Origin of the sequence: Amycolatopsis deserti (genome assembly GCF_014653945.1) — a bacterium.
Lineage (GTDB): Bacteria > Actinomycetota > Actinomycetes > Mycobacteriales > Pseudonocardiaceae > Amycolatopsis_E > Amycolatopsis_E deserti.
Map to the genome: position 1 here is coordinate 583,044 of NZ_BNAU01000003.1, position 20,438 is coordinate 603,481.

The following is a 20,438-nucleotide window of genomic DNA, read 5'->3' on the forward strand; positions in this document are numbered from 1 at the left end:
GCGCGGGTACCAGCGCGGGCACCACCACATGCTCACCCGACGGAGTGAAAACCCGCCTCAAACCCGGTGCAACAAGATCGTGACCTCGGCCGCTCAACCACGACCACCCCCGCAGCGTCTATGCGCTGTAGGGATCATCGAAATCACTGGGGGAACGTACAAGTGACCGTCAAGAAGCTGGTGCTGGCCGTCATGGCCGGAGCCACCGCGCTGGTGCTCACCGCCTGTGGGGGTGGCTCCCAGCAGGCCGCGGACGTGCAGCAGGTCGCGGTGACCACCGCAGCGCCCACCACCACCGCCCCCAGCTCTACCACGCCGCCGGTCAGCACCACCTCGGCCGCGCCCTCGACGACCAGCACCACCACCAAGCCGTCGACCAGTTCGAAGACCTCCACCAAGAAGACCACGACGACCAAGGCCCCGGCGCCCGCCGGCGTCCCGTGCGCGGCCACCGTCGACGCCTGCGTCGACCTCTCCGCGAAGAAGGCGTGGCTCCTCCAGGACGGAAAGGTCGTCTACGGCCCCGTCCAGATCATGCCCGGCTCGGCCGCCAACCCGACGCCCATCGGCACCTTCCGGGTCTCCGGGAAGGTCAAGGACTACCACAGCCGCGAGTTCGACGCCCCCATGCCGAACTCGGTCTTCTTCCAGCCCGGCATCGCCTTCCACCAGGGCAGCCTGTCCAAGTACTCGCACGGCTGCATCCACCTGTCGACCGGCGCCTCGCAAAAATTCTTCAGCACGCTGGCGACCGGGGACACCGTGCAGGTCGTCCGCTAGGACGCCACCTGCACGATCTCCCGCAGCTCGGCCAGCAGCTCACCCCGGCTCGACGCACCCAGGCGCTGCCGCATCCGCGCCATGTGGTGCTCGACCGTCTTCGCCGAGATGAACAACCGGTCGCCGATCTGCTTGTACGTCAACCCGGCGACCACGAGCTCCGCGACCTGCCGCTCCCGCTCGCTCAGCCGCACCCCGCCCGTGTGCTCCACCGCTTCCCGGCCCGGCCGGCCCTGGAGCACACGGGCACAATCCAGCAGGGTCACCATCGCCTTGCGGTCGGACGTCCGGATCGCCGCCTGGCCGGCCAGCCGCGCGCCGTCCCAGCACAGGCCCACCCCGTGCAGGTCCCGCGCCGCCGACTCGACCGCCGCCGCGTCGACCTCGCCGCCCAGCACCTCCAGCCAGCACCCCGCCGCCCGGGCGATCGTCGCGAAGTACGGGCCCGCCGACGCGGCCTCCGCCAGCGCCGCGGCGTGCGAAGCCGCCTCCTCCGGCTGCTCCGCGATCACCGCCGCGTGCAGGCCGCTCCAGTGCAACGCGCTCGCCCACAACGGCGGGTCGCCGAGCCCGGCCAGCAGCTCCCGCGCCTGCCGCAGGTGCGGCGCCAGCCGGTCCCGCTCCCCGAGCCGCGCCGCCGCCACCTCGAACTCGCCGAACGGCAGGAACGTGAACAGGTCGACCGGGTGCCGGACCACCGCCTCGCGCGCCTGGATCCAGATCCGCCGCAGCCCCGCCAGGTCACTCGCCCGGCGCGCCAGCCCGACCCGCAACCCGACCGCGAACAACCAGTCCCGCGGCGACAACTGCTCGCCCGCCGACCTCAGCTGCGCGTTCGCGCCCTCCTCGTCGCCGCGCAGCATCGCGATCCACGCCAGCAGCAACCGGTGCCGCGGCACCAGCACACCCGAGGACACCGCCCGCTCCAGCAACGGCTCGGCGATCGCCGCCTCACCCGAGTGCAGCGCCACCAGCGCGCCCAGCGCCGCCGGGCTGTCCGGCAGCAGCACGCGGTCCGACACCGGCTCCAGCATCTCCGCCGACCGGATCAAAGTGGACAGTGCCACCGTCGGCTGACCCGTCACCGACTCCAGCACGCCTTCCGCCGCCGACGACACCGCGCCCGCGAGCAGCGTCGGCGGACCGTCCACTGAGGACTTCGCCAGCAGCTTCTCCGCCTCCGCGAGGCGCCCGGATCCGGTCAGGCCGATCACCGCGAAACAGCGCGCGGCCGCCGTGTCCGACCACTGGAACAGCTCCGCGCTGCGCGCCAGCTGGCCCCGGTGCGCCAGCGCGGCGCCCGCCACCTGCGCGCCCTCGGCCCGGTCCGCCGCGTCGTCGGAGGCGATCACCTGGTCGGCCAGCTGCAGCGCGGTGTCGAAGTCCCCGGCTCGCGCGACCGCCTCGGCCCAGCGGGTCCCCACGGCCGCGATCGGCCGCCCGGCTCGCACCGCCGCCTCGTACAACCGCGCGGCCAGCGCCGGTTCGCCGGTCGCCTCGCCCGCGGCCACCTCGAACGCCCTCGCCACGTCGGCGCCGGTCACGCCGGTCCCGATCAGCGGCCGGACCAGGCTCAGCACCGGCCCGCTGCGGTCCAGCTGCCGCTGGATGAGCCGCAGCCGCAGGGCGATCCGCCGGTCGGCGGGCACCAGCTCCCGCAGGGCCCGCGCGGCGACCGGCAGCAGCCGCCCATCCGGCCCCAGGTAACCAGTCGCGCGCACGGCTTCGACCGTCGACGCGGGCAGCTTCAGCGCGGCGAGCAGGTCCGGATCGGCCCCGGCTTCGACCGCGAGCAGGTAGCACAGCGAATCCTCGCCGGCCTGATCCAGCTCGTGCCGGAACGCCGCGACCAGTTCACCGTCGCCGCCGGCCAGCAGGCGCACGAACCCCGGCACACCGCCGGTCTGCGCCAGCACGGTGTCGACCGCCAGCGGCCGCCCGGCCCTGGCCAGGAACGTCTCCGTGCGCACCCGGTCGAACGGCCGCAGCACCAGCTGCCCGGTCAACCGGCCGAGCACCTGGTTCAGCGCGGCCGGCCGCGGGTGCGGGCGGGCCGCGATGACCAGCCCGGCCGACTCGTCGTCGAGCTGACGGGCCACTTCGGACAGTTCGGCGTCGCCCAGCAGGTGGGCGTCGTCGACCAGCCGCACGCCGGGCGCGCCGGCGAGGTGGTCGAGCACGGCGGTCTTGCCGTAGCCGCCGGGGGCCACGATCGCGAGGCGGACCGGCGCGAGCTGACCGGATTTGATCGCCGCGCAGACCCGCTCGGTGGGTTCGTCCAGCAGGATCACTCGTCGTCCTCGCTTCGGGAGCCGCCGCGGCGGGAGGGCGCGAACCGGCGGCGGGGCGGTTCGAGCGGGGTCAGTACGACGGGCGGCCGCGGCGGAACGGGTTCGTCGTCGTACGCGTCTTCGGGTTCCAGGTCGGGGAAGCCGGTCACCTTCGGCACGAGCGCGGTCGACTCGACCGGGGCGCCTTCCCCGAGCCGCGCGACCAGGGCCGCCCCGCGCGCGACCGCGAACGCCGGCTCCGGCTCGGCGACGACCCGGCACCCGGTCAGCTCGCCGGCCAGCTCGGCCAGTAGCGGCACCGCCGCCGTGCCGCCGACCAGCAGCACCGCGCTCAGCCGCTCGTACCGGCGCAGCGGGTCCAGCGTCGCGAGCAGACCGGGCCGCGCCAGGCGGTCGAACTCGGCGCGCGTCACCCGCACCGGCCCGATCTCGGTCTCGGGCACCGCCGACAGCCGCTCCTTGGCCTCCGCGCACACCAGTCGCAACGCCGAGGGCGCCACATCGCCGCACCGCTCGCGGACGTGGTCGAACAGCAGGTCGTCGAGCGTCTTGCCGGCCGTCGGCTCGGCCGGCTCGGCGTGCGCGACCAGGTCGAACGTCGCGGGCCCGCGCCGCAGCACGGCGAGGTCGGCGTGCTCGCCCCCGATCCGGACCACCCCGACCAGGGTCTGCGGGTCGATGCGCTCACGCGCGAGATGCCCCTCCGCGGCCGCGACCGGCGTCGGCAGCAGCATCGCGGGCGGCAACCCGGCCGCGGCCAGCGCGTCGAGCAGCAGCTTGCGCCGGTAGGTGCCCCAGGACGGCGGGTGCGTGACCGCGATGCGCTCGGCCGGCTCGCCCTCGTCGGCGGCGATCTGGTCGACGACCCAGCCCGCGACGGCCGCGGTCAACGCCTCCGCCGTGTACAGCTCGTCACCGAGCAGGAACGGAACGTCATCACCGATTCGGCGCAGGAACCCCCGCGCCACCCGGTCGGGTTCCCCGACCGAACGCCGCAAGGCCTCCGCGCCGACCGACACGGTCGCGTCGAAAGCGACGTGCACGACGGACTCGACCAGGGGTCCGGCCACCGGCTCCGACCAGCGTTCGCCCACGTCACGGCACACGGCAGCGGCGATGCCGGTGCTGCCGATGTCGATGCCGAGAACGTGACGCATAGGGGTTGAATCCTCACTCACGGGGTCGCCCCTTCGTACCAAAGTCGCCCGTTGGGGTCACATCCCCTAATCCCCTAACGGGTGGCCCCGATGGCCTCGGCGAAGGTTGCGGACCGATCCCCGATGCCTCGGTAACGGAACGGTCACTAGGTTCGGCCCAGGCGTCCTGCGGTGCACCCTGGACGCCTTGTCCGTTTTCAACCCCCCGAGATCCGCGGAGATATTCCTTGTCTCTCCCCGCCCAGAACCTGCACGAGTTCGTGCTGACCCTGCTGAACGACGAGGCTGCCCGGGCCGCGTTCGCCGCCGACCCGACCAGCGCGCTCGCCGCCGCCGGCTTGAGCGACGTCACGCCGCAGGACATCCAGGAAGTCGCCCCGCTGGTCGCCGACTACGCCCCCGCTCCGCTGGCCGAGGCGCTGTCCGCGCTGCCGCTGGACGCCGACGTAACCGACCTGCAGGGCGCGATCGCCCAGCTGCAGGCCGTCGCGGACGCCGCCGACGCGCTGCCCGTCGCGACCCCCGAGCTGCCCCTGGACGTCCCGGCCCGCGCCGACCTGCCGGTCGACACCTCGGCCCTGCCGCTGGACGCCTCGGCCCTCCCGCTCGACGCCTCGGCCCTCCCGCTCGACGCCTCGGCCCTCCCGCTCGACGCCTCGGCCCTCCCGCTCGACGCCTCGGCCCTTCCGGTCGGCGGCGAGCTGCTGGGCGACCTGCCGCTCGAGCTGCCCGAGCTGGGCGACCTGCCGCTCGACGTCCCGGCCCTCGACGGCCTCCCGCTGGACGTCCCGGCCCGCGAGGACCTGCCGGTCAACGCGCTGCCGGTCGACCAGCTGCCGCTGGACGCGCTGCCCACCGACGGCCTGCCGACCGACGCGCTGCCGCTCGACCTGCCCGAGTTGGGTGACGTGCCGGTCGAGCTGCCCGCGCTGGGCGACCTGCCCCTGCAGCCGCCCGCCGTCGGCGACCTCCCGCTGGACGCCCGCAACGACCTGCCCACCGACGCGCTGCCGGTCGACGCGCTGCCCACCGACGCCCTGCCGACGGACGCGCTGCCGCTTGACGCGCTGTCCACCGACGCGCTGCCGGTCGACGCCCCCGAGCTGGGCGAGCTGCCGGTGTCGCTCCCCGAGGTCGAGGGCCTCCAGGGCGCGCTGCCCGGGCTCCCGGTCCAGCTGCCCGCGCTGGGCGAGCTGCCGTCGCTGCCGACCGTCGGCGCCGAGCGTGCCGACGTCCCGAGCGAGCTGACCGGCCTGCCGGTCGACGCGAGCGCCCTGCCCCTCGACGCGAGCGCGCTGCCCGTCGGCACCGAGGACGTCACCGGCCTCGCCGAGACCGTCGGCCTGACCGAGCTGCCGGAGACCGGCGGCCTGCCCGTCGACTTCGACACGCTGGGCTCGCTGCCGGTGGACGCCCCGTCGCTGGGCGACAAGCCGTTCACCGCGCCCGACCTGGACGTTCCGGGTGTCGGCCGCTTCGACACCGCGAGCGCCGGTTCCGCCGACGGCTACGCCACCACCGTCTCCTACGAGGGTGACCTGGCCGAGGGTGCCGCCGCGGCCGCCGCCGCCCCGGAGGGCGCCGGTGTCGCCGGCACCGCGGGCACCCCGGCCGGTGCCTTCATCGGCAGCGCCGCGGGCAGCACCGAGGGCTTCACCGGCGGCTTCGCCGTCGAGAACAACGAGGGTGAGCTGCAGGGCGGCCTGACCGCCGGTGAGGACGCCGTCCTCGCGGGCGCTCGCACCGACTCCGCCCTGGGCACCTACACCCTCGGCTTCGACGGCCTGCCCGCCGACCTGCCCACCGACGTCCCGAGCCTCGACGGCCTGCCCGCCGACGTGCCGAGCTTCGACCAGGCCGGTGACCTGGCCGGTTCGCTCGACTCGGACGTCCTCGGCCGCGCCGAGCCGGCCGCCGGCACGATCGCCGACTACATCTCGATCGGTGGTGACCTGGTCGGCGGCGGTGTCGCCCAGAACTCGGCCACCCTCGGCGAGTACCTGACCCTCGGCGGCGCGCAGGCCGGTGACCTGGTCACCAACGCCGGCGCCCAGGCCGGCACCGCGATCTCCGACGGTGGCCACCAGGCCGCGGACCTCGCGAGCGACCTGCCCGCCGCCCCCGGCGTGCCGTCCGTGCTGCCCGCCGCCGTCCCGGCCGAGATCCCGGCCGAGGCGCCCGGCGACGTGCCGGTCCACTTCGGCGCCGAGCTGCCGCAGGGCCTGCCGCACCTGCCGGTCGCGAACCCGCTGCCCGAGGTGACCAACCACGTCGAGCACGCGCTGACCACCGACCCGGTCAAGGAGGTCGTGTCGGTCACGAACAGCCCGCTGTCCGACGCGATCGGCCCGCTGAACCACGCGCCGCTGCCCGAGGCCGCTGACCTCGACAACCTGCACGGCGACCTGCCCCTGGGTCACTGACCGGTAGCCGCAACGGCGCGGCTACCGCTCACCGACGAAGCGGCGGGGTTCGTCTCAGAACGGACCCCGCCGCTTCACGTTTTGGTCACGACACGGCACACTCCTCCGCGTGCTTGCACCGCCCTGGCTCGACGTACTGGACGACACCGCCCACGTCTGCGCCACCCAACGGCGTCCGGATCTCCTCGACCGCATCCGCAGACGCAGAGCGCAGCTGCTCGACGAGAAGCTGCGGGTGGTCGTGATCGGCGAGACCGGCCAGGGCAAGAGCCAGCTGGTGAACGCCCTGGTCAACGCGCCGGTGTGCGCGGTCGGCGAGGACGCGACGACCACCGTCCCGGCCGTCGTCACGCACGCCGAGACCCCGACCGCGGCCGTCGTCACGGCCGGTCCGCGGGCCATCGAAGGCCCGGCCCGGCAGCCGGTCCCGGTCGAGTCGGTCACCGGGCAGGCCAATCGGGAAGCGGTCGCCGTGAGCGGTCCACCGGTCGTGCGGGCCGAGGTCGGCCTGCCCCGCGCGCTGCTGTCCGGCGGCCTGGCGCTGGTCGACACGCCGGCGCGGGCGGCCATGGAGACCGTCGACTCGGCGGACGCCGTGCTGATGGCCACCGACGCCACGAGCGAGCTGTCGGCGTCGGAGATCCAGCTGCTCGAGCAGGTCGTGCGGCTGTGCCCGACCGTGCTCGTGGTGCTCACCAAGATCGACCTGGTCCCCGGCTGGCGAGCGGTGGCGCAGCGCAACCGCAACCGCCTCGACCAGCGCGGGCTGATGGCGTCGCTGATCCCGGTGTCCGCCGCGCTGCGGCTGGCCGCGGCCCGCACCGGCGACCAGGCGCTCAACGCCGAGTCCGGGTTCGGCGAGCTGGTCAAGTGCCTGCACCAGGACCTGCCCGGCCAGGCCGACCTGCTGGCCCGCCGCTCGGTCGCCGCGCTGAGCACCACCACCGTCGAGGCCCTGCAGAACTCCCTGACCGAGGAATACGCCGCGACGCAGCAGCCGGACAACGGCGACGCGGTCGCCCGCTGGCACGCCGCCGGGCGACGGCTGGAGAAGCTGCAGCGGGACGCCAGCCGCTGGCAGACGCTGCTGTCCGACGAGGTGTCCGACCTGATCTCGGACGTCGAGTTCGACCTGCGCGACCGGACCCGCAAGATCCTGGTCGAGGTCGACGAGTACTTCGAGACCGCGGACCCGGCGAAGACGTGGCCCGAGTTCGAGGAGTGGCTGCGGGAGAACCTGACCACGGTCGCGGAGACGAACTCGGAATGGCTGCTGGACCGGTTCGAATGGATCGCGCGCAAGATCGCGCGGCAGGTCGCCCCGCACCGCGAGGACGCGCTGCCCGACTCGCTGCCGCGCGAGGTGCCCGGTGACGCGGTCGGCGACCTGCGGATGCCGCGGGTCGAGCGGTTCGGCGTCGGGCAGAAGCTGTTCGTCGGCATGCGCGGGTCCTACAGCGGCCTGCTGATGTTCGGGCTCGCCACCACCATCGCCGGACTGCCGCTGATCAACCCGATCTCGCTCGGCGCGGGCGCGGCCTTCGGCGCGAAGAGCGTGTTCGAGGAGCGCGGCAACCGGCTCAAGCGGCGCCAGCACGCCGCGAAGACCGCCGCGCACCGGTACGTCGACGACTTCTTCCTGCGCTACAGCAAGCACAGCAAGGACACCGCGCGGCAGATCCACCGCGCGCTGCGCGACCGGCTCAACGGGGTCGCCGACGAACTGCGTGGCGAGATCACCGAGACCGCGAAGACGTTCAAGCAGGCCATCGACGACGACACCACCCGTCGAACGGTCCGGGCGAACGAGATCCGGCGGATGATGGACGAACTGAACGTGCTGCGCCGCCGCGCCCAGGCCCTGGCCACGCCCGCGCAGCTGCCCACCCAGCGGGGGATCACCGCGTGAGCCTGGCCGCGAGGACGCGTGCGGTCCTGCAGGAGGCGCTGGAGGTCTACCAGGACAGCCCGCGCGCGACGAGCTGGCTGCAGCGCCAGCTGACCCGGTTCGAGGACCCGCTGCGGCTGGCGGTGGTGGGGCCGCGCGGCTCGGGCCGGTCGACACTGGTCGCCGCGCTGGCCGGGGAGCCGCCGCGGGGCGAGATGACGTGGTTCCGGACCTCGCCGGGCCGGTCGCCGGACGAGCTGATGCTGATGGACACGCCGGCGATCGACGGCGGCGCGGCGCCGAGCACGATCGAGGGAATCTGCATGGACGCCGACGCGGTCCTCCACCTCGTGCGGCGGCCGTCGGAGGCCGATCTGTCGTTCCTGCACACGCTGCAGGACCACCCGGTGGCGCGGGCGGCCGCGGTGAACGCGCTGGTCGTGTTGTCCCGCGCCGACGAGCTGGGTGGCGGCCGGGTGGACGCCGTGATCTCGGCCCGGCAGGTCGCGCGCCGCTACCGGGTGGCGCCGGAGGTGGCCGGGCTGTGCCAGGACGTCGTGCCGGTGGCCGGGCTGCTCGCCGCGGCGGCGCGCACGCTGACCGAGCCGGAGTTCGCGGTGCTGCGCGCGCTCGCGGCCGTGCCGCGGGAGGAGCTGGAGCCGCGGTTGCTGTCGGCGGACCGGTTCGCGGCGGCGGAGTTCCCGGCGCCGGTGGCCGCGTCCGACCGCGCCGCACTGCTCGCGCGGTTCGGGATCTTCGGCGTGCGGCTGGCGTTGACGTTGATCCGCCGTGGCGCGGACACGTTGCCGGCGCTGGCCGGTCAGCTCGTGCCGCGCAGCGGACTGGCCGACCTGCGCGAGGCGATCGACGGGTACTTCGTGGCGCGGCGGGACGCGCTCAAGGCGCGGTCGGCGTTGATCGGGCTGGAAGTGGTGCTGCGCATGGAACCGCGCCCGGCCGCGGCCGGGTTGGCGGCCGGGCTGGAACGGTTGCTGGCCGGCGCCCACGATTTCCGGGAGCTGCGGCTGGTGGCCGCGCTGCAAACCGGACGGACGTCTTTTTCGGCGGACCTGAAGGCGGAAGCCCTGCGGCTGATCGGAGCCGCGGGAACGTCCCGGACCGAGCGACTGGGGGCGGAGCCGGTGCTGCTCGCCGTGCGGCGGTGGCGGGACCAGGTGGAGAACCCGGAGCTGAGCGCCGGGGAGCGTCGCGCCGCGGCAGTCGTGTTGCGCAGCTGCGAAGCGATGGCGAACGGGACGATCTGAGGCCGTTCGTCACGAGGCTGCGGGCTCGCCCGGTTCGACGAGCCCGGCCGGTTCAGTCGTCGGTGGAGTCGGCGGGCTTGAGGTAGGCGGTGCCACCGGTCGGCATGCGGCGGAAGAAATCCACCCGGGTGACCGGCTGACCGCAAGGCTGACGGCCGAGGCCGGGATTCGGGGAAACAATCCCGTTCTCCGGTCGGGGCACCATCGTTTCGCCGGGCCGGTTTTCGTGTCTCCGGCGAGGGTCCCACTGGACTGACATCAGTTTCCTTCCGACGCGTGTGTTCCGTCCGAAGAGGACAGTACTCTCCCGCGCGGGGTGGCACGAACCAAGGTCGCCTCCACCAGCGCGGCGAGTACGGCCGCACGTTCGGCACCGATTTCCGGCAGGGACTTCCCCGCCGGGGCCTGACCAATCTCGACGGCCAGATCTGCCGCTTCCCCGTCGAGCCAGTGCAATTCCGGTGGGTTGCCGGGACGTCCGGCGAGCACCCGGCCGGTGGACTCCATCCGGGCGAGCCGCAGCAGCGGATCCAGCGCATAGTGGCCGGGGGGCACCGGACGGGTGACCGAAGACAGTGGTTCGGGTCCGGTCCCATCACACATCAAGGTGCGCAGGAGCCACTTGGCGTCGAATTCCAGCGCGTCCTCTTCGCCGAGCAGCCAGCGGCCGATTTCGGTGGCTCGCTCCCGGGCGCGCGACAGCAGCGAATTCGGGCCCAGTTCCGGTGTTTCGCCACGCCGCTCGACGTCCTCGGCGAACTGCGCGAGGCAGGTGTAGGCGTGGAACGCGGCCACGACCTGCTCCACCGGCCACACGGCCGACGACCAGGACGGCCGGAAGACCCGTCCCTCCGCGACATCGGCGCCGAGGAAGCTGCGCGTGATCGCGAAGTCGAAGAGCTTGACGTGCGCGCCCTCGTGGATGATCGCCTCGGCCACGTCGTACGCCGACGACGGCCGGTCGATCAGGATGAGCCCCGGGAACAGCCGCGACGACGCGGAGATCAGCCCGCCGGAGGTCGCCGGATCGAGGATCACCAGCAGTCCGACGTGCGCCAGCAGGTCGTCGGCCAGCGCCGGGCTCACCTCGCGGACCTTGCGCAGGCCGGCCTCGACCGTGGCCAGGGCTTCGTCGTCACCGGTCAGCAGCCGCGGCGGGCGCCGGCCGGGCAGGCTCTGCGTCTGGATGACCCGCATGGCGTCGGCCATCACGTCGTTCGCTCCGGCCCCGGTGGCCACGCGGATCGAGACCGGTCCCGCGGACAGTTCCGTCGTGATGGGGCCGAGGTCGTCGTCGGCGTCGGTGAAGGGCAGCCGTCCGGCCAGCGCCTCACCGATCCGGAACCGGAACAGGGGGTTGTCCAGCTGCGCCACCGGAACCGGCTCGTGGCCCGGCGACAGCAGCTCGAGACCCATCCGGTAGAGCGCGCGGCGCTCCTCGATCACCGCGTGCGCGGGCGCCAGTGCCGCGTGCACGGCCGTGGCATCCGGCCAGGCAGATCTGGAGTGCATCCGAGCGTGCGGCTTCCACTAGGAGGGAACAGCCATGGACCGCGCGAGAGTACAACTCGGGCGACCGGCCCCCACACCGGGGGCGGCTGTCAGACAACAGACGGAGCCGCCCCCCAGGTTTCGCTCCTACGCGCCGGAGCCGAGGAACGAAACGATCTGCACGAACCCCAGGACCGCCAGTACGAAGCCCGCCGTCAGGGTCATCACGATGACGGTCCGCCACCCGATGATGGTCACCCCGAGAGCCACCAAGAAAATCACAGCGAACAGAGATTCCGAGTTCATTGCGAACACCTCCTCACTGGCCGAGGTGACGGCCCGGCTGGTGGCCGGCCGCTCACCTGCTGTCGGCAGTTGTATGATCTCGTCGCTGTCGGTTGTCTGTCAAGTGACGACACCTGACAGACAACTTGCGTCTGGCATCAGTTTGGAGTTATGGTTCTCCGAAGCTCGGGGACCCAAGAGCGCGAGAGGTTGACGATGGATGACGAGAGCTGGGCTCTCTCACCGAACACGCGCAAGCCGCTGCCCGAACTGATCGAGGACAAGATCAGGTCGCTGATCAAGAGCGGCAAGTTCAAGGCGGGTGACCGGCTGCCCACCGAACCGGAGCTGGCCCAGCGGATGGCCGTGGCGCGCAGTTCGCTGCGCACCGCGCTGCAGCGGCTCCAGCTCCAGGGTGTGGTCGAGGTGATGCGGGGCCGCGGCTGGTACGTCCGGTCGACCGACGTGTCCGACCACGACGAGCCGCTGGTGTTCGACCGGCGCGTGAGCGACGCGGACCTGATGGAGGTCCGGATCGCGCTGGAGGCCACCGCGGCGAGTCTGGCCGCGACCAGGGCGACGGCGGGCGAGCTGGACGACATCGCGAAGCTGGCGAAGCTGCACCAGTCCGCGTCCATCGACGACAAGGACGAGCTGCTGCAGACCGACGAGGACTTCCACGCGGCGGTCGTGCGGGCGAGCCACAACGAGCTGCTCGACCAGCTGTACCGGTCGCTCGTGCCGCAGCTGCGCGGCTACCGGCGCAACAGCTACAGCAGCTCCGAGGTGCACGTCCGCTCCGCGAACGACCACAACCAGGTCACCTGGTTCCTCAAGCGCCGCGACGAGGGCGGCGCCCGCGCGGCGATGGCCACGCACCTGCTCGGTCTGTACAGCGACCTGGTCGCCCAGACCGGCACCCCACCGGGCGAGCGGGCCACGCTGACGACGTACGCGCTGGAGGACGAGCCACGCTGGCAGCGGGAGTGAATTAAGCCTATCGGCCGCTTTCGCCGGCACAGCCTCTCCGCCGATCATGGTTCCTGTCGAACCGGGCGGAGAGGCTGTGACAGCTGGGGAGAAACAGCGGCCTGGTGTCGAGGCGCGCCCGAAACCCCGCCCGGGTGTCCTGCGCGTCGCGTCCGGTTTGGTGCTCGCCGGGGTCGCCGCGCTGCTGACGGTCGTGTCCTGGCACGCCGGAGCCGGCTGGCCCACCGCACTGCACGACGTGCTGGAGGCGGTGTTTCCGCTGGTCATCGTGGCGGGGGCGGCGATCGGCGGGTACGAGCTGTTCGTCCACCCGTGGCTGGTGAGCGAGATGGCGCGGATCTCCGGGCCGCGGATCGTCGAGGCGCTGCTCCCCCAGCAGGTCATGGAGACCTTCCTGCACTCGATCTACGGCGACAACGAGGCCAACCGCGACGTGGTGACCGGCGTGCTGGGCGGGGAGGGGCTGCGCCCGCTCGGCGGGGACCTGACGATCAGCACCCACACCGGGGTGACGTTCGAGCTGAGCGCGGTGGACCACGAGATCTACCACCTGACCACCGCGGTGACGTACAGCTTCAAGAAGAACGTGCACGTCGACCGGTTCATCATCTTCGCGACGTGCGACGCGCTGCTGCGGGACTCGATCAGCGCCGGGTGCCAGCTGCCGCTGTTCGAGCTGTGGTTCGTGCCGGACAGTTCGCTGTTCGAAAGCTCGGTGGACGACATGCTGCCGTCCGTGCGCCTGCGGATCGAGTACCTCGACGGCGCGGGCAGGCACCACGTGGCGTCGTCGAGCAGGCTCGAACTGCGCGAGGTGAAGTACCAGCAGTGGGCCGACTACCTGACGTTCTTCCGCACCAACATGGGCCCGCTCCCCCGGCAGAACACGCTCGACCACCTCGCCGACCTGCGCATCTTCGAGTGCGACCTGTCCGACATCGCCGGCGACGACCACACGGTGGCCGCGATCGAACGCCTGTCCATGCGGGCGACGGCGCTGCAACGCATCGACGACGGGTATTGCTACTGGCAGGCGCCGTACCCGTGCTACGTCGAGCGGATCTCCATGTCGGCCAAGGAGCTGGACCTCGAGGGCGGGGACGCGTTCGAGTTCCGGGTGGTGCCGTTCACGTTCCGGTCGAACACGGCGTCGGCGCGGTGGTTGAAGCCGGAGGAGCTGACCGACCTGGACGTGCGGTCCTGGCTGCTGCCGGGCCACGGGGTGGCGCTGTTGTGGCGGCCGGCGAAGTGACCCACTTGGAACGAACGAGTCAGCGGCGCTCGAGCACCTCGACACCTTCTGCAAGGCGGGCTTCCTCGAGCCGATCAGCCTAGTCGGGGACCAAGCGGGCTGGATACCAAATCCAGGGAAACGCCCTCGCGACTCTGGCCAAACCCATCACCCGGAAAACGGCGGATCGCCTTCTGCAGGGTGTGATCGACCGGGCAAGCACTTACAACAGCGACCCGGAGAATCGATGAACTGTTCTGGCCGCGACGCGAGTTGATCCGCCACCTGAAGAATCGCAGTTCACCGATCGCCACGAGCGGATCTACGACATCCGCGCGGACCCCACCGCGATTCAGCCGCCGGCGGGAGCGCCGGTGCAGCAGTGGTGACCAAGGCGGATCGCTATCGGTAATCCGCCCTGGTCACGGACGCGGAAGCGGAGGGATTTGAACCCCCGGTCGGTTTCCCGACGCTCGCTTTCAAGGCGAGTGCATTCGGCCGCTCTGCCACGCTTCCCTGGGCCTCAGGGTAGCGGCTCAGCCGCCCAGGCCTTCGAGGTGCTCGTCGACCCGGGAGAAGACCCGGGCGAGCACCGCCTGCTCCTCCGGGGTCATCAGATCGATCAGGTGCGCCCGGACGCCCTCCACGTGCGTCGGCGCGGCTTCTTTCAGCAGGGCCTCCCCGCCGGGGGTCAGTTCGGCCACCACGCCGCGCTTGTCGTCCGGGTCGGGCGCGCGCCGGGCCAGGCCGGCGGCTTCCATGCGCGCGATCTGGTGCGACAGGCGGCTCTTCGTGGAACCCATCATCGTCGCCAGCTCGGACATGCGCATCCGCCGCTCCGGCGCCATCTCCAGGCACACGAGGACCTCGTAGTCGGTCAGTGACACGTCGTGCGCGGCGGCCAGTTCGCGGTGCAGCCGCTGCCGGAGCCGCAGCGTGGCGACGATGTACGCGCGCCACGCCGACATCTCCGGCTCGCTCAGCCAGCGCACCTCAGCCATGTACCGCACAGTAGCCCGGAACCGCGATTACCAACCAACGAGGGACGGCGCTGCGGTTGAGGATTCGAGCCCACAGGCGCATGCTTGGGGGCAACGGCGGATCGGTCACCGGTCCAGGGACGCACTACCCGGGTGCGGTCCATCGAGCCGTCCGCCGGGAGAGGGTCAGGTGGTTCAATGACGAGAAGTTCCTCGCGGTTGACTACCGGATACAGCTGTGGACCCACAGCCGGGATGCGGTGAACCCAGTCCGGCTGTGACTGTGAGCAGCAACGGGTTTCCATCTCGATGCGCCTCGACCATCGCTTGCGCACTACGGCGATTTCGAGCCTGCTTCCGTGCGGTCTCCGTGTCCGCACAGCAGAGCCACTCGCCGGCCCGCGACGTGGTCAGCCGCCGATTACAATTGACAACCTCGGTAATCCTGGGTGCGGACTCGCTCGAGTCCGCACCCAGGCTTGTGTGAGGGAGACGCGGTGAGGTTTGACGAAGGCGCCGGGCTGGACACGTCCGAGGTCGACGACCTCCGGGGCGGCGGTGGGGGCATCGGGAGCCGGGTCGCGCTCGGCGGCGGTGGGCTCGGCATCGTCGGCGTGATCATCTACTTCGTGCTCTCCCAGATCGGCGGCGTGAGCCCGAGCGGTGTGGGCGGCCTGGGCGAACTCGGGTCCGGCGAGCAGGTCAGCAACGGCACGCTGGCCCAGGAATGCCGCACCGGCGCGGACGCCAATTCCAATCACGACTGCGCGATCGTCGCCATCGTGAACTCCATCCAGGACTACTGGAGCGACCAGTTCGCCCGCTCCGGCCGCACCTACCGCAGCGCGCAGACGAACTTCTTCAGCGGCGGCGTGCGCACCGGCTGCGGCAGCGCCACCTCCGACGTCGGACCGTTCTACTGCCCGGCCGACTCGGAGGTCTACATCGACCTGTCCTTCTACGACGAACTGCGCACCCGGTTCGGCGCGGAGGGCGGCACGTTCGCCGAGGCGTACGTGCTCGCGCACGAGTACGGGCACCACGTGCAGAACCTGCTCGGCACGTCGCGCCGGGTCGGCAACGAGACGGGGCCGACGTCGGGTTCGGTGCGGCTCGAACTGCAGGCCGACTGCTACGCCGGGGTGTGGGCCAACCACGCGACGACCACGCCGTCGTCGACCGGGCGGCCGCTGATCAGCGAGGTGACGCAGGACGACATCGACCGCGCGCTGGACACCGCGTCCCGCATCGGGGACGACTACATCCAGTCCCACCTCGGCGGCGGGCAGGTGGACGAGTCGCAGTTCTCGCACGGCACGTCGGCCCAGCGGGAGCGGTGGTTCACGACCGGTTTCCAGACCGGCGATCCGGCGCGGTGCGACACGTTCGGGACGAAGAACCTCGGGTGACGCGGCTGCGCGAGTGGACCGTTCGCGCGGGAGCGAGTGGGATTCTCGTGGGCCGATGAATGGGACTCTCGTGGGCTGGCGAGTGGGACTCTCGTGGGTGGAAGCGGCGGACTTCAGCGAGTGGACCACTCGCGCGCCGGCGAGCGGAACTTTCGCGCGAGGGCGAAGGCTCGGCGCCGCGAAGGGGCCACTCGTGGGCCGGTGAGCGGGACTCTCGTGTACCCATGAATGGGACTCTCGTGGGCTGGTTAGTGGGACTCTCGTGGGTGGAAGCGGCGGACTGCAGCGAGTGGACCACTCGCGCCGGCGGATGGGACTTTCGTGAGTCGGCGAGGGGGCCGCTCGTTCGCCGGTGAAACGGGCTCTCGTCAGGCGCGCCCTTGAAGCAAGGCGCGACACTGCAAGCGCGGCACTGCAGGTGGGTGCCGCCCGAGGAGCGGCACCCACCCACCAACTCACGCCGCGGCTAGCCTCGCCTCCTGCGCTGCCGGCGAGCGGTGTGGCTTCACCGCTGCCTTGCCTGGCCCCACACCGTTCACGGACTCCGTGCTCAGCGCGAACGTGCCCAGCGTCCAGGCGATCGCGTCCGCGTTGCGGTCCAGCGCCACCCGGTCCACGTTCCCCAGGTTGTCGCACGCCTGGTGGTAGCACGGGTCGTACGGCACGCCCGCCTGGCCGCCCCACTTCGCGGCCTGCTCGGGCGTCTTCGCATCCTCCGCGCCCGTGAACAGGCCACCCGCGGGGATCCCGACCGCGATGAACTCGCCGTAGTCCGAACGGCCGTCGAAGTCCGTGCCCTCTGTCAGGACGCCTCGTCCGTTCAAATACCTCGTCAGCGCAGCCTCGATCTGCGCCGAACCGTACGGGCCCGGCCCAGCGCCCTCGGCGTCCGAATCGTCGCCGTCGTAAGCGAAGTACGCCGCGTTCGGGGAGCCGATCATGTCGAAGTTCAGGTACAGCGCGATGTCCAGCTGCTGCTCGAAACTCAGCGAATCGACGTAGTGCGTCGAGCCGACCAGGCCGAACTCCTCGGCGCTCCACCACGCGAACCGCACCGCGTTCTCCACCTTCGGCTTTCCGCCGAGCTGCAACGCGATCTCCAACAACGCCGCCGAACCCGTGCCGTTGTCGTTGATGCCCGGGCCCTCCGGCACGCTGTCCAGGTGCGCGCCGGCCATCACGACGTTGTCCTTGCGGCCGGTCTTCGTCTCGGCGATCACGTTGTAGGACGTGCGCTCCTCCTGGAACTCACGCAGGTCCAACGTCACCGTGGCGCCGTTCTGCCCGGCCAGCGCCTGCCCGTCGGCCTGGGAGATGCCGCCCGTCGGGATGCGGGCGGCCGCCGGGTCGCCCAAGGTGCCGTTGAGCGGCCCGGCCTCGTTGTTGTAGATGATCGCGCCGATCGCGCCCGCGTCCGCCGCGGCCGCCTGCTTCTGCGCGAACGGGCAGGCACCACGCGACACCAGCACGATCTTGCCCGCCACACCGGCGTAATCCGACACCTCACAACCGGGCGTCGCGTCCACCGGGACCACCGCCAGCGGCGCGGTGATCCCGCCCGCCGGGGTCGACGCCGAATACGTCATCACGATGATCGGCACGTCGGCACCGTTCACCGTCAGCTTTTCCTCGATCGTTTCCGTGTAGGTGAACGGGAACTCCTGCCGCGTCACCGAATACCCGGCGGCTTCCAGCTTGCCGGCGATGTATTCGGCGGACTCGGCGTGCCCGTCGGTTCCGGCCGCGCGGTTTCCGTCGTTGCGGTCGGCGATGCGTTGCAACGCGATCAGGTGCCGGTTGATGGCACGCGCGTCGGTCTTCTCGACGAGCTGGTCGGGTAGCGGGGACGGGGCTGCGCTCGCGGCCGGGGTGGCGGCCGTCGCCAATGCGGCGGTCAGCACCAGGGCGGCAAAGGGTCTCTTTGGCCGGAGTGACATGGGCAGTCACTTTTGTCCCGATCCGCGCGGAGGTCAATCGTGCATTCGGTGTACCCCGGCAATAGGGTCGGGCACATGCATGCGATCAAGCTCCGTGAACCCGGCGGCCCGGACAACCTCGAGTGGGTCGAGGTCCCCGATCCGCGACCGGGCCCCGGTGAGGTCCTCCTCGACGTCGCCGCGAGCGCGGTGAACCGGGCCGATCTGCTGCAGCGCCAAGGCAACTACCCGCCGCCGCCCGGGGCGAGCGACATCCTCGGGCTCGAGTGCTCGGGCACGATCGCCGAGCTGGGCGAGGGCGTCGAGGGCTGGCAGGTCGGCGACGAGGTGTGCGCGCTGCTCGCAGGCGGCGGTTACGCCGAACGCGTCGTCGTGCCCGCCGGGCAGCTGCTGCCCGTCCCCGGCGAGGTCGACCTCATCACCAGCGCCGGCCTGCCCGAGGTCGCCTGCACCGTGTGGTCGAACGTGGTCATGCACGCGAACCTGGCCGAGGGCGAGGTGCTGCTCGTGCACGGCGGCGCCGGCGGCATCGGCACCCACGCGATCCAGGTCGGCAAGGCGCTCGGCGCGACGGTCGCCGTCACCGCGGGTTCGGCCGACCGGCTGGACCGCTGCCGGCAGCTCGGCGCCGACCTCGCGATCAACTACAAGGAGCAGGACTTCGTCGAGGTCCTCCAGCACGAGACCGGCGGCGCCGACGTCATCCTCGACAACATGGGCGCGAAGTACCTGGACCGCAACGTCAGCGCGCTGAAGACCGGCGGCCGCCTGATGATCATCGGGATGCAGGGCGGCGTCAAGGGCGAGCTGAACATCGGCAAGCTGATGGCCAAGCGCGCCAGCGTCGCGGGAACCACCCTGCGGGCGCGGCCGGTGGACGACAAGACCCGGATCGTCGCCGACGTGCGGGAACGGCTGTGGCCGCTGGTCGCCGAGGGCACGATCCGGCCGGTGATCGGTCAGGTCGTGCCGATGTCCGAGGCCGCCAAGGCGCACCAGGCCCTCGAGGAGGGCGGCGTGTTCGGCAAGGTGCTGCTCTCGGTCCGCGGCTAGCGCAGCTCGTCCAGCACCCGCACCAGCTGGTTGACCTCGAAGACGTTGGAGTAGTGGGCGAGCGCGATCCGCACCGCGCCGCCCACCTCTCCGACGCCGAGCGCGGCGAACACGCCGCTGGTGCCGAGGTCGGCGAACGCGCACAGGCCCTGCGCGGCCAGGTACTCGGCGACCTCCGGCGCCTTCTTGCCCATGACCGTGAACGCCAGCGCCGGGATGCGGCGCATCGCGTCGCCGATGACCATGACGTGCCGCAGCGCGCGCAGTTCCGTGCTGAGCTGGGCGAGCAGCCCGGCGTGGTACGACTTCGCCGAGCCGAGCGAGGTCACCAGCCGTTCGCGGCGGGAGCCGGTGGCCGCGTCGTCCAGGCCGGCGAGGTAGTCGATCGAGGCGATCAGCCCGGCCAGCAGCGGGTACGCGTGCGGGCCCAGCTCCAGCCGGGCCGGGCCGCGGGCGCCCGGGTCGAGCGACGCGGACGGCAGCCGTTCCAGCAGGTCGGGGTCGCGGAAGACGAGCGCGCCGACGGCCGGGCCGCCCCAGGCCTGCGCGGACACCACGAGCACGTCCGCGCCGAGGGCGTTCATGTCGAGCGGGAGGAACGGCGCCGCGGCGGTGGCGTCGACGACGACGAGCGCGCCGACGCGCTTGGCGAACTCGGCGATCGTCGGCACGTCGGGCCGGGTGCCGACCGCGCCGGAGGCGGCGGTGACGGCGACGGCCTTCGTGCGGGCGTTGACCAGGTTCTCGTACTGCCAGGCCGGCAGCTCGCAGTTCTCGATGTCGATCTCGGCCCAGCGCACCACCGCGCCCACGCGTTTCGCGCCGTGCGTCCAGGGCGCGATGTTGGCCTGCTCGTCCAGGCGCGAGACCACCACCTCGTCGCCCAGGGTCCAGCGCTCCGAGAGCACGTCGACAAGTCGACGCAGCAGCACCGCCGCGCTCGAACCGAGCACGACCCCGGCCGGGTCCGCTCCGACGAGGTCGGCCACCGCCCGCCGGGCAGCGGTCACGATGCTCTCCGCGCGCTGGGACGCCGGGAACGCGCCACCCGGGCCGGAGACCGGGGCACGCATCGCCGTCGACACGGCCGAGGCCACCTGTTCGGGTACCAGCATTCCGGCAGGGCCGTCGAAGTGGATCCAGCCGTCACCCAGCGCGGGGAACAACCCACGAATTCGAGCGACGTCGAACGCCATGGACAACACCGTACGGACGGGTAGTTTCGCAGTGCGTCCGGGGTTGGGCTGTCGCCGACCGC

Annotated in this window: 15 protein-coding genes and 1 tRNA gene; 8 read left to right on the top strand and 8 right to left on the bottom strand. The window is 72.0% G+C overall.

Annotated elements, in window-relative coordinates:
- Nucleotides 1-162: 162 nt before the first annotated feature.
- Nucleotides 163-780: a L,D-transpeptidase gene (locus IE290_RS17585; RefSeq protein ID WP_229874552.1), complete on the top strand. Its 618-nt coding sequence runs from the start codon at nucleotides 163-165 to the stop codon at nucleotides 778-780.
- Here the strand turns inward: IE290_RS17585 and IE290_RS17590 are convergent.
- Entirely contained in the window at nucleotides 777-3,071 is a 2,295-nt protein-coding gene (locus IE290_RS17590) for a helix-turn-helix transcriptional regulator (protein ID WP_191245655.1), read from the bottom strand. The genes IE290_RS17585 and IE290_RS17590 overlap by 4 nt on opposite strands.
- Nucleotides 3,068-4,228 carry an Hsp70 family protein gene (locus IE290_RS17595; RefSeq protein WP_191245657.1) on the bottom strand — a complete coding sequence of 387 codons (1,161 nt, stop codon included), beginning with the start codon at nucleotides 4,226-4,228 and terminating at the stop codon, nucleotides 3,068-3,070. The genes IE290_RS17590 and IE290_RS17595 overlap by 4 nt, the downstream gene beginning before the upstream one ends.
- A 227-nt stretch (nucleotides 4,229-4,455) precedes the next feature.
- Here IE290_RS17595 and IE290_RS17600 point away from each other — a divergent pair, with 227 nt between their 5' ends.
- The 3 genes from IE290_RS17600 (at nucleotide 4,456) to IE290_RS17610 (ending at nucleotide 9,804) form a co-directional block, all read left to right on the top strand.
- Nucleotides 4,456-6,651, top strand: a complete 2,196-nt coding sequence (locus IE290_RS17600) for an IniB N-terminal domain-containing protein (RefSeq protein WP_191245658.1) — start codon at nucleotides 4,456-4,458, stop codon at nucleotides 6,649-6,651.
- A gap of 109 nt (nucleotides 6,652-6,760) precedes the next feature.
- On the top strand, nucleotides 6,761-8,560 hold the full coding sequence (locus IE290_RS17605; RefSeq protein ID WP_191245660.1) for a dynamin family protein: 1,800 nt from the start codon (nucleotides 6,761-6,763) through the stop codon (nucleotides 8,558-8,560).
- Nucleotides 8,557-9,804: a GTPase domain-containing protein gene (locus IE290_RS17610; RefSeq protein ID WP_191245662.1), complete on the top strand. Its 1,248-nt coding sequence runs from the start codon at nucleotides 8,557-8,559 to the stop codon at nucleotides 9,802-9,804. The genes IE290_RS17605 and IE290_RS17610 overlap by 4 nt, the downstream gene beginning before the upstream one ends.
- 258 nt (nucleotides 9,805-10,062) lie before the next feature.
- Here IE290_RS17610 and IE290_RS17615 read toward each other — a convergent pair whose 3' ends face one another.
- Entirely contained in the window at nucleotides 10,063-11,280 is a 1,218-nt protein-coding gene (locus IE290_RS17615) for an aKG-HExxH-type peptide beta-hydroxylase (RefSeq protein WP_191245664.1), read from the bottom strand.
- Nucleotides 11,281-11,442: 162 nt separating this feature from the next.
- On the bottom strand, nucleotides 11,443-11,565 hold the full coding sequence (locus tag IE290_RS38250; protein ID WP_268246361.1) for a hypothetical protein: 123 nt from the start codon (nucleotides 11,563-11,565) through the stop codon (nucleotides 11,443-11,445).
- A 231-nt stretch (nucleotides 11,566-11,796) separates the two neighbouring features.
- On the opposite strand from IE290_RS38250, the gene IE290_RS17620 reads away from it, so the two are divergent.
- Both IE290_RS17620 and IE290_RS17625 read left to right on the top strand, forming a co-directional pair.
- Entirely contained in the window at nucleotides 11,797-12,570 is a 774-nt protein-coding gene (locus tag IE290_RS17620; RefSeq protein WP_191245665.1) for a FadR/GntR family transcriptional regulator, read from the top strand.
- A gap of 76 nt (nucleotides 12,571-12,646) precedes the next feature.
- On the top strand, nucleotides 12,647-13,822 hold the full coding sequence (locus tag IE290_RS17625; protein WP_229874553.1) for a hypothetical protein: 1,176 nt from the start codon (nucleotides 12,647-12,649) through the stop codon (nucleotides 13,820-13,822).
- A 410-nt stretch (nucleotides 13,823-14,232) separates the two neighbouring features.
- On the opposite strand, the gene IE290_RS17630 is transcribed toward IE290_RS17625, so the two are convergent.
- Together IE290_RS17630 and IE290_RS17635 are read right to left on the bottom strand one after the other, a co-directional pair.
- Nucleotides 14,233-14,317 (bottom strand) — tRNA-Ser (locus IE290_RS17630).
- Nucleotides 14,318-14,337: 20 nt separating this feature from the next.
- A complete protein-coding gene (locus tag IE290_RS17635; protein WP_191245666.1) occupies nucleotides 14,338-14,802 on the bottom strand; it encodes a MarR family winged helix-turn-helix transcriptional regulator in 465 nt (154 codons plus the stop codon).
- Between the two features lie 476 nt (nucleotides 14,803-15,278).
- Between IE290_RS17635 and ypfJ the strand changes: the two genes are divergently transcribed.
- On the top strand, nucleotides 15,279-16,190 hold the full coding sequence (gene ypfJ / locus IE290_RS17640) for a KPN_02809 family neutral zinc metallopeptidase (protein ID WP_191245667.1): 912 nt from the start codon (nucleotides 15,279-15,281) through the stop codon (nucleotides 16,188-16,190).
- Between the two features lie 455 nt (nucleotides 16,191-16,645).
- Here ypfJ and IE290_RS17645 read toward each other — a convergent pair whose 3' ends face one another.
- Entirely contained in the window at nucleotides 16,646-18,127 is a 1,482-nt protein-coding gene (locus IE290_RS17645) for a M28 family metallopeptidase (protein WP_191245668.1), read from the bottom strand.
- A gap of 75 nt (nucleotides 18,128-18,202) precedes the next feature.
- On the opposite strand from IE290_RS17645, the gene IE290_RS17650 reads away from it, so the two are divergent.
- Entirely contained in the window at nucleotides 18,203-19,180 is a 978-nt protein-coding gene (locus tag IE290_RS17650; RefSeq protein ID WP_191245669.1) for an NAD(P)H-quinone oxidoreductase, read from the top strand.
- Here IE290_RS17650 and IE290_RS17655 read toward each other — a convergent pair.
- The gene (locus IE290_RS17655) at nucleotides 19,177-20,376 is read right to left on the bottom strand and encodes a cysteine desulfurase-like protein (RefSeq protein ID WP_191245670.1); all 1,200 of its coding nucleotides are present in this window, start codon (nucleotides 20,374-20,376) and stop codon (nucleotides 19,177-19,179) included. The two genes, IE290_RS17650 and IE290_RS17655, sit on opposite strands and share 4 nt — an antisense overlap.
- Between the last annotated feature and the right edge of the window lie 62 nt (nucleotides 20,377-20,438).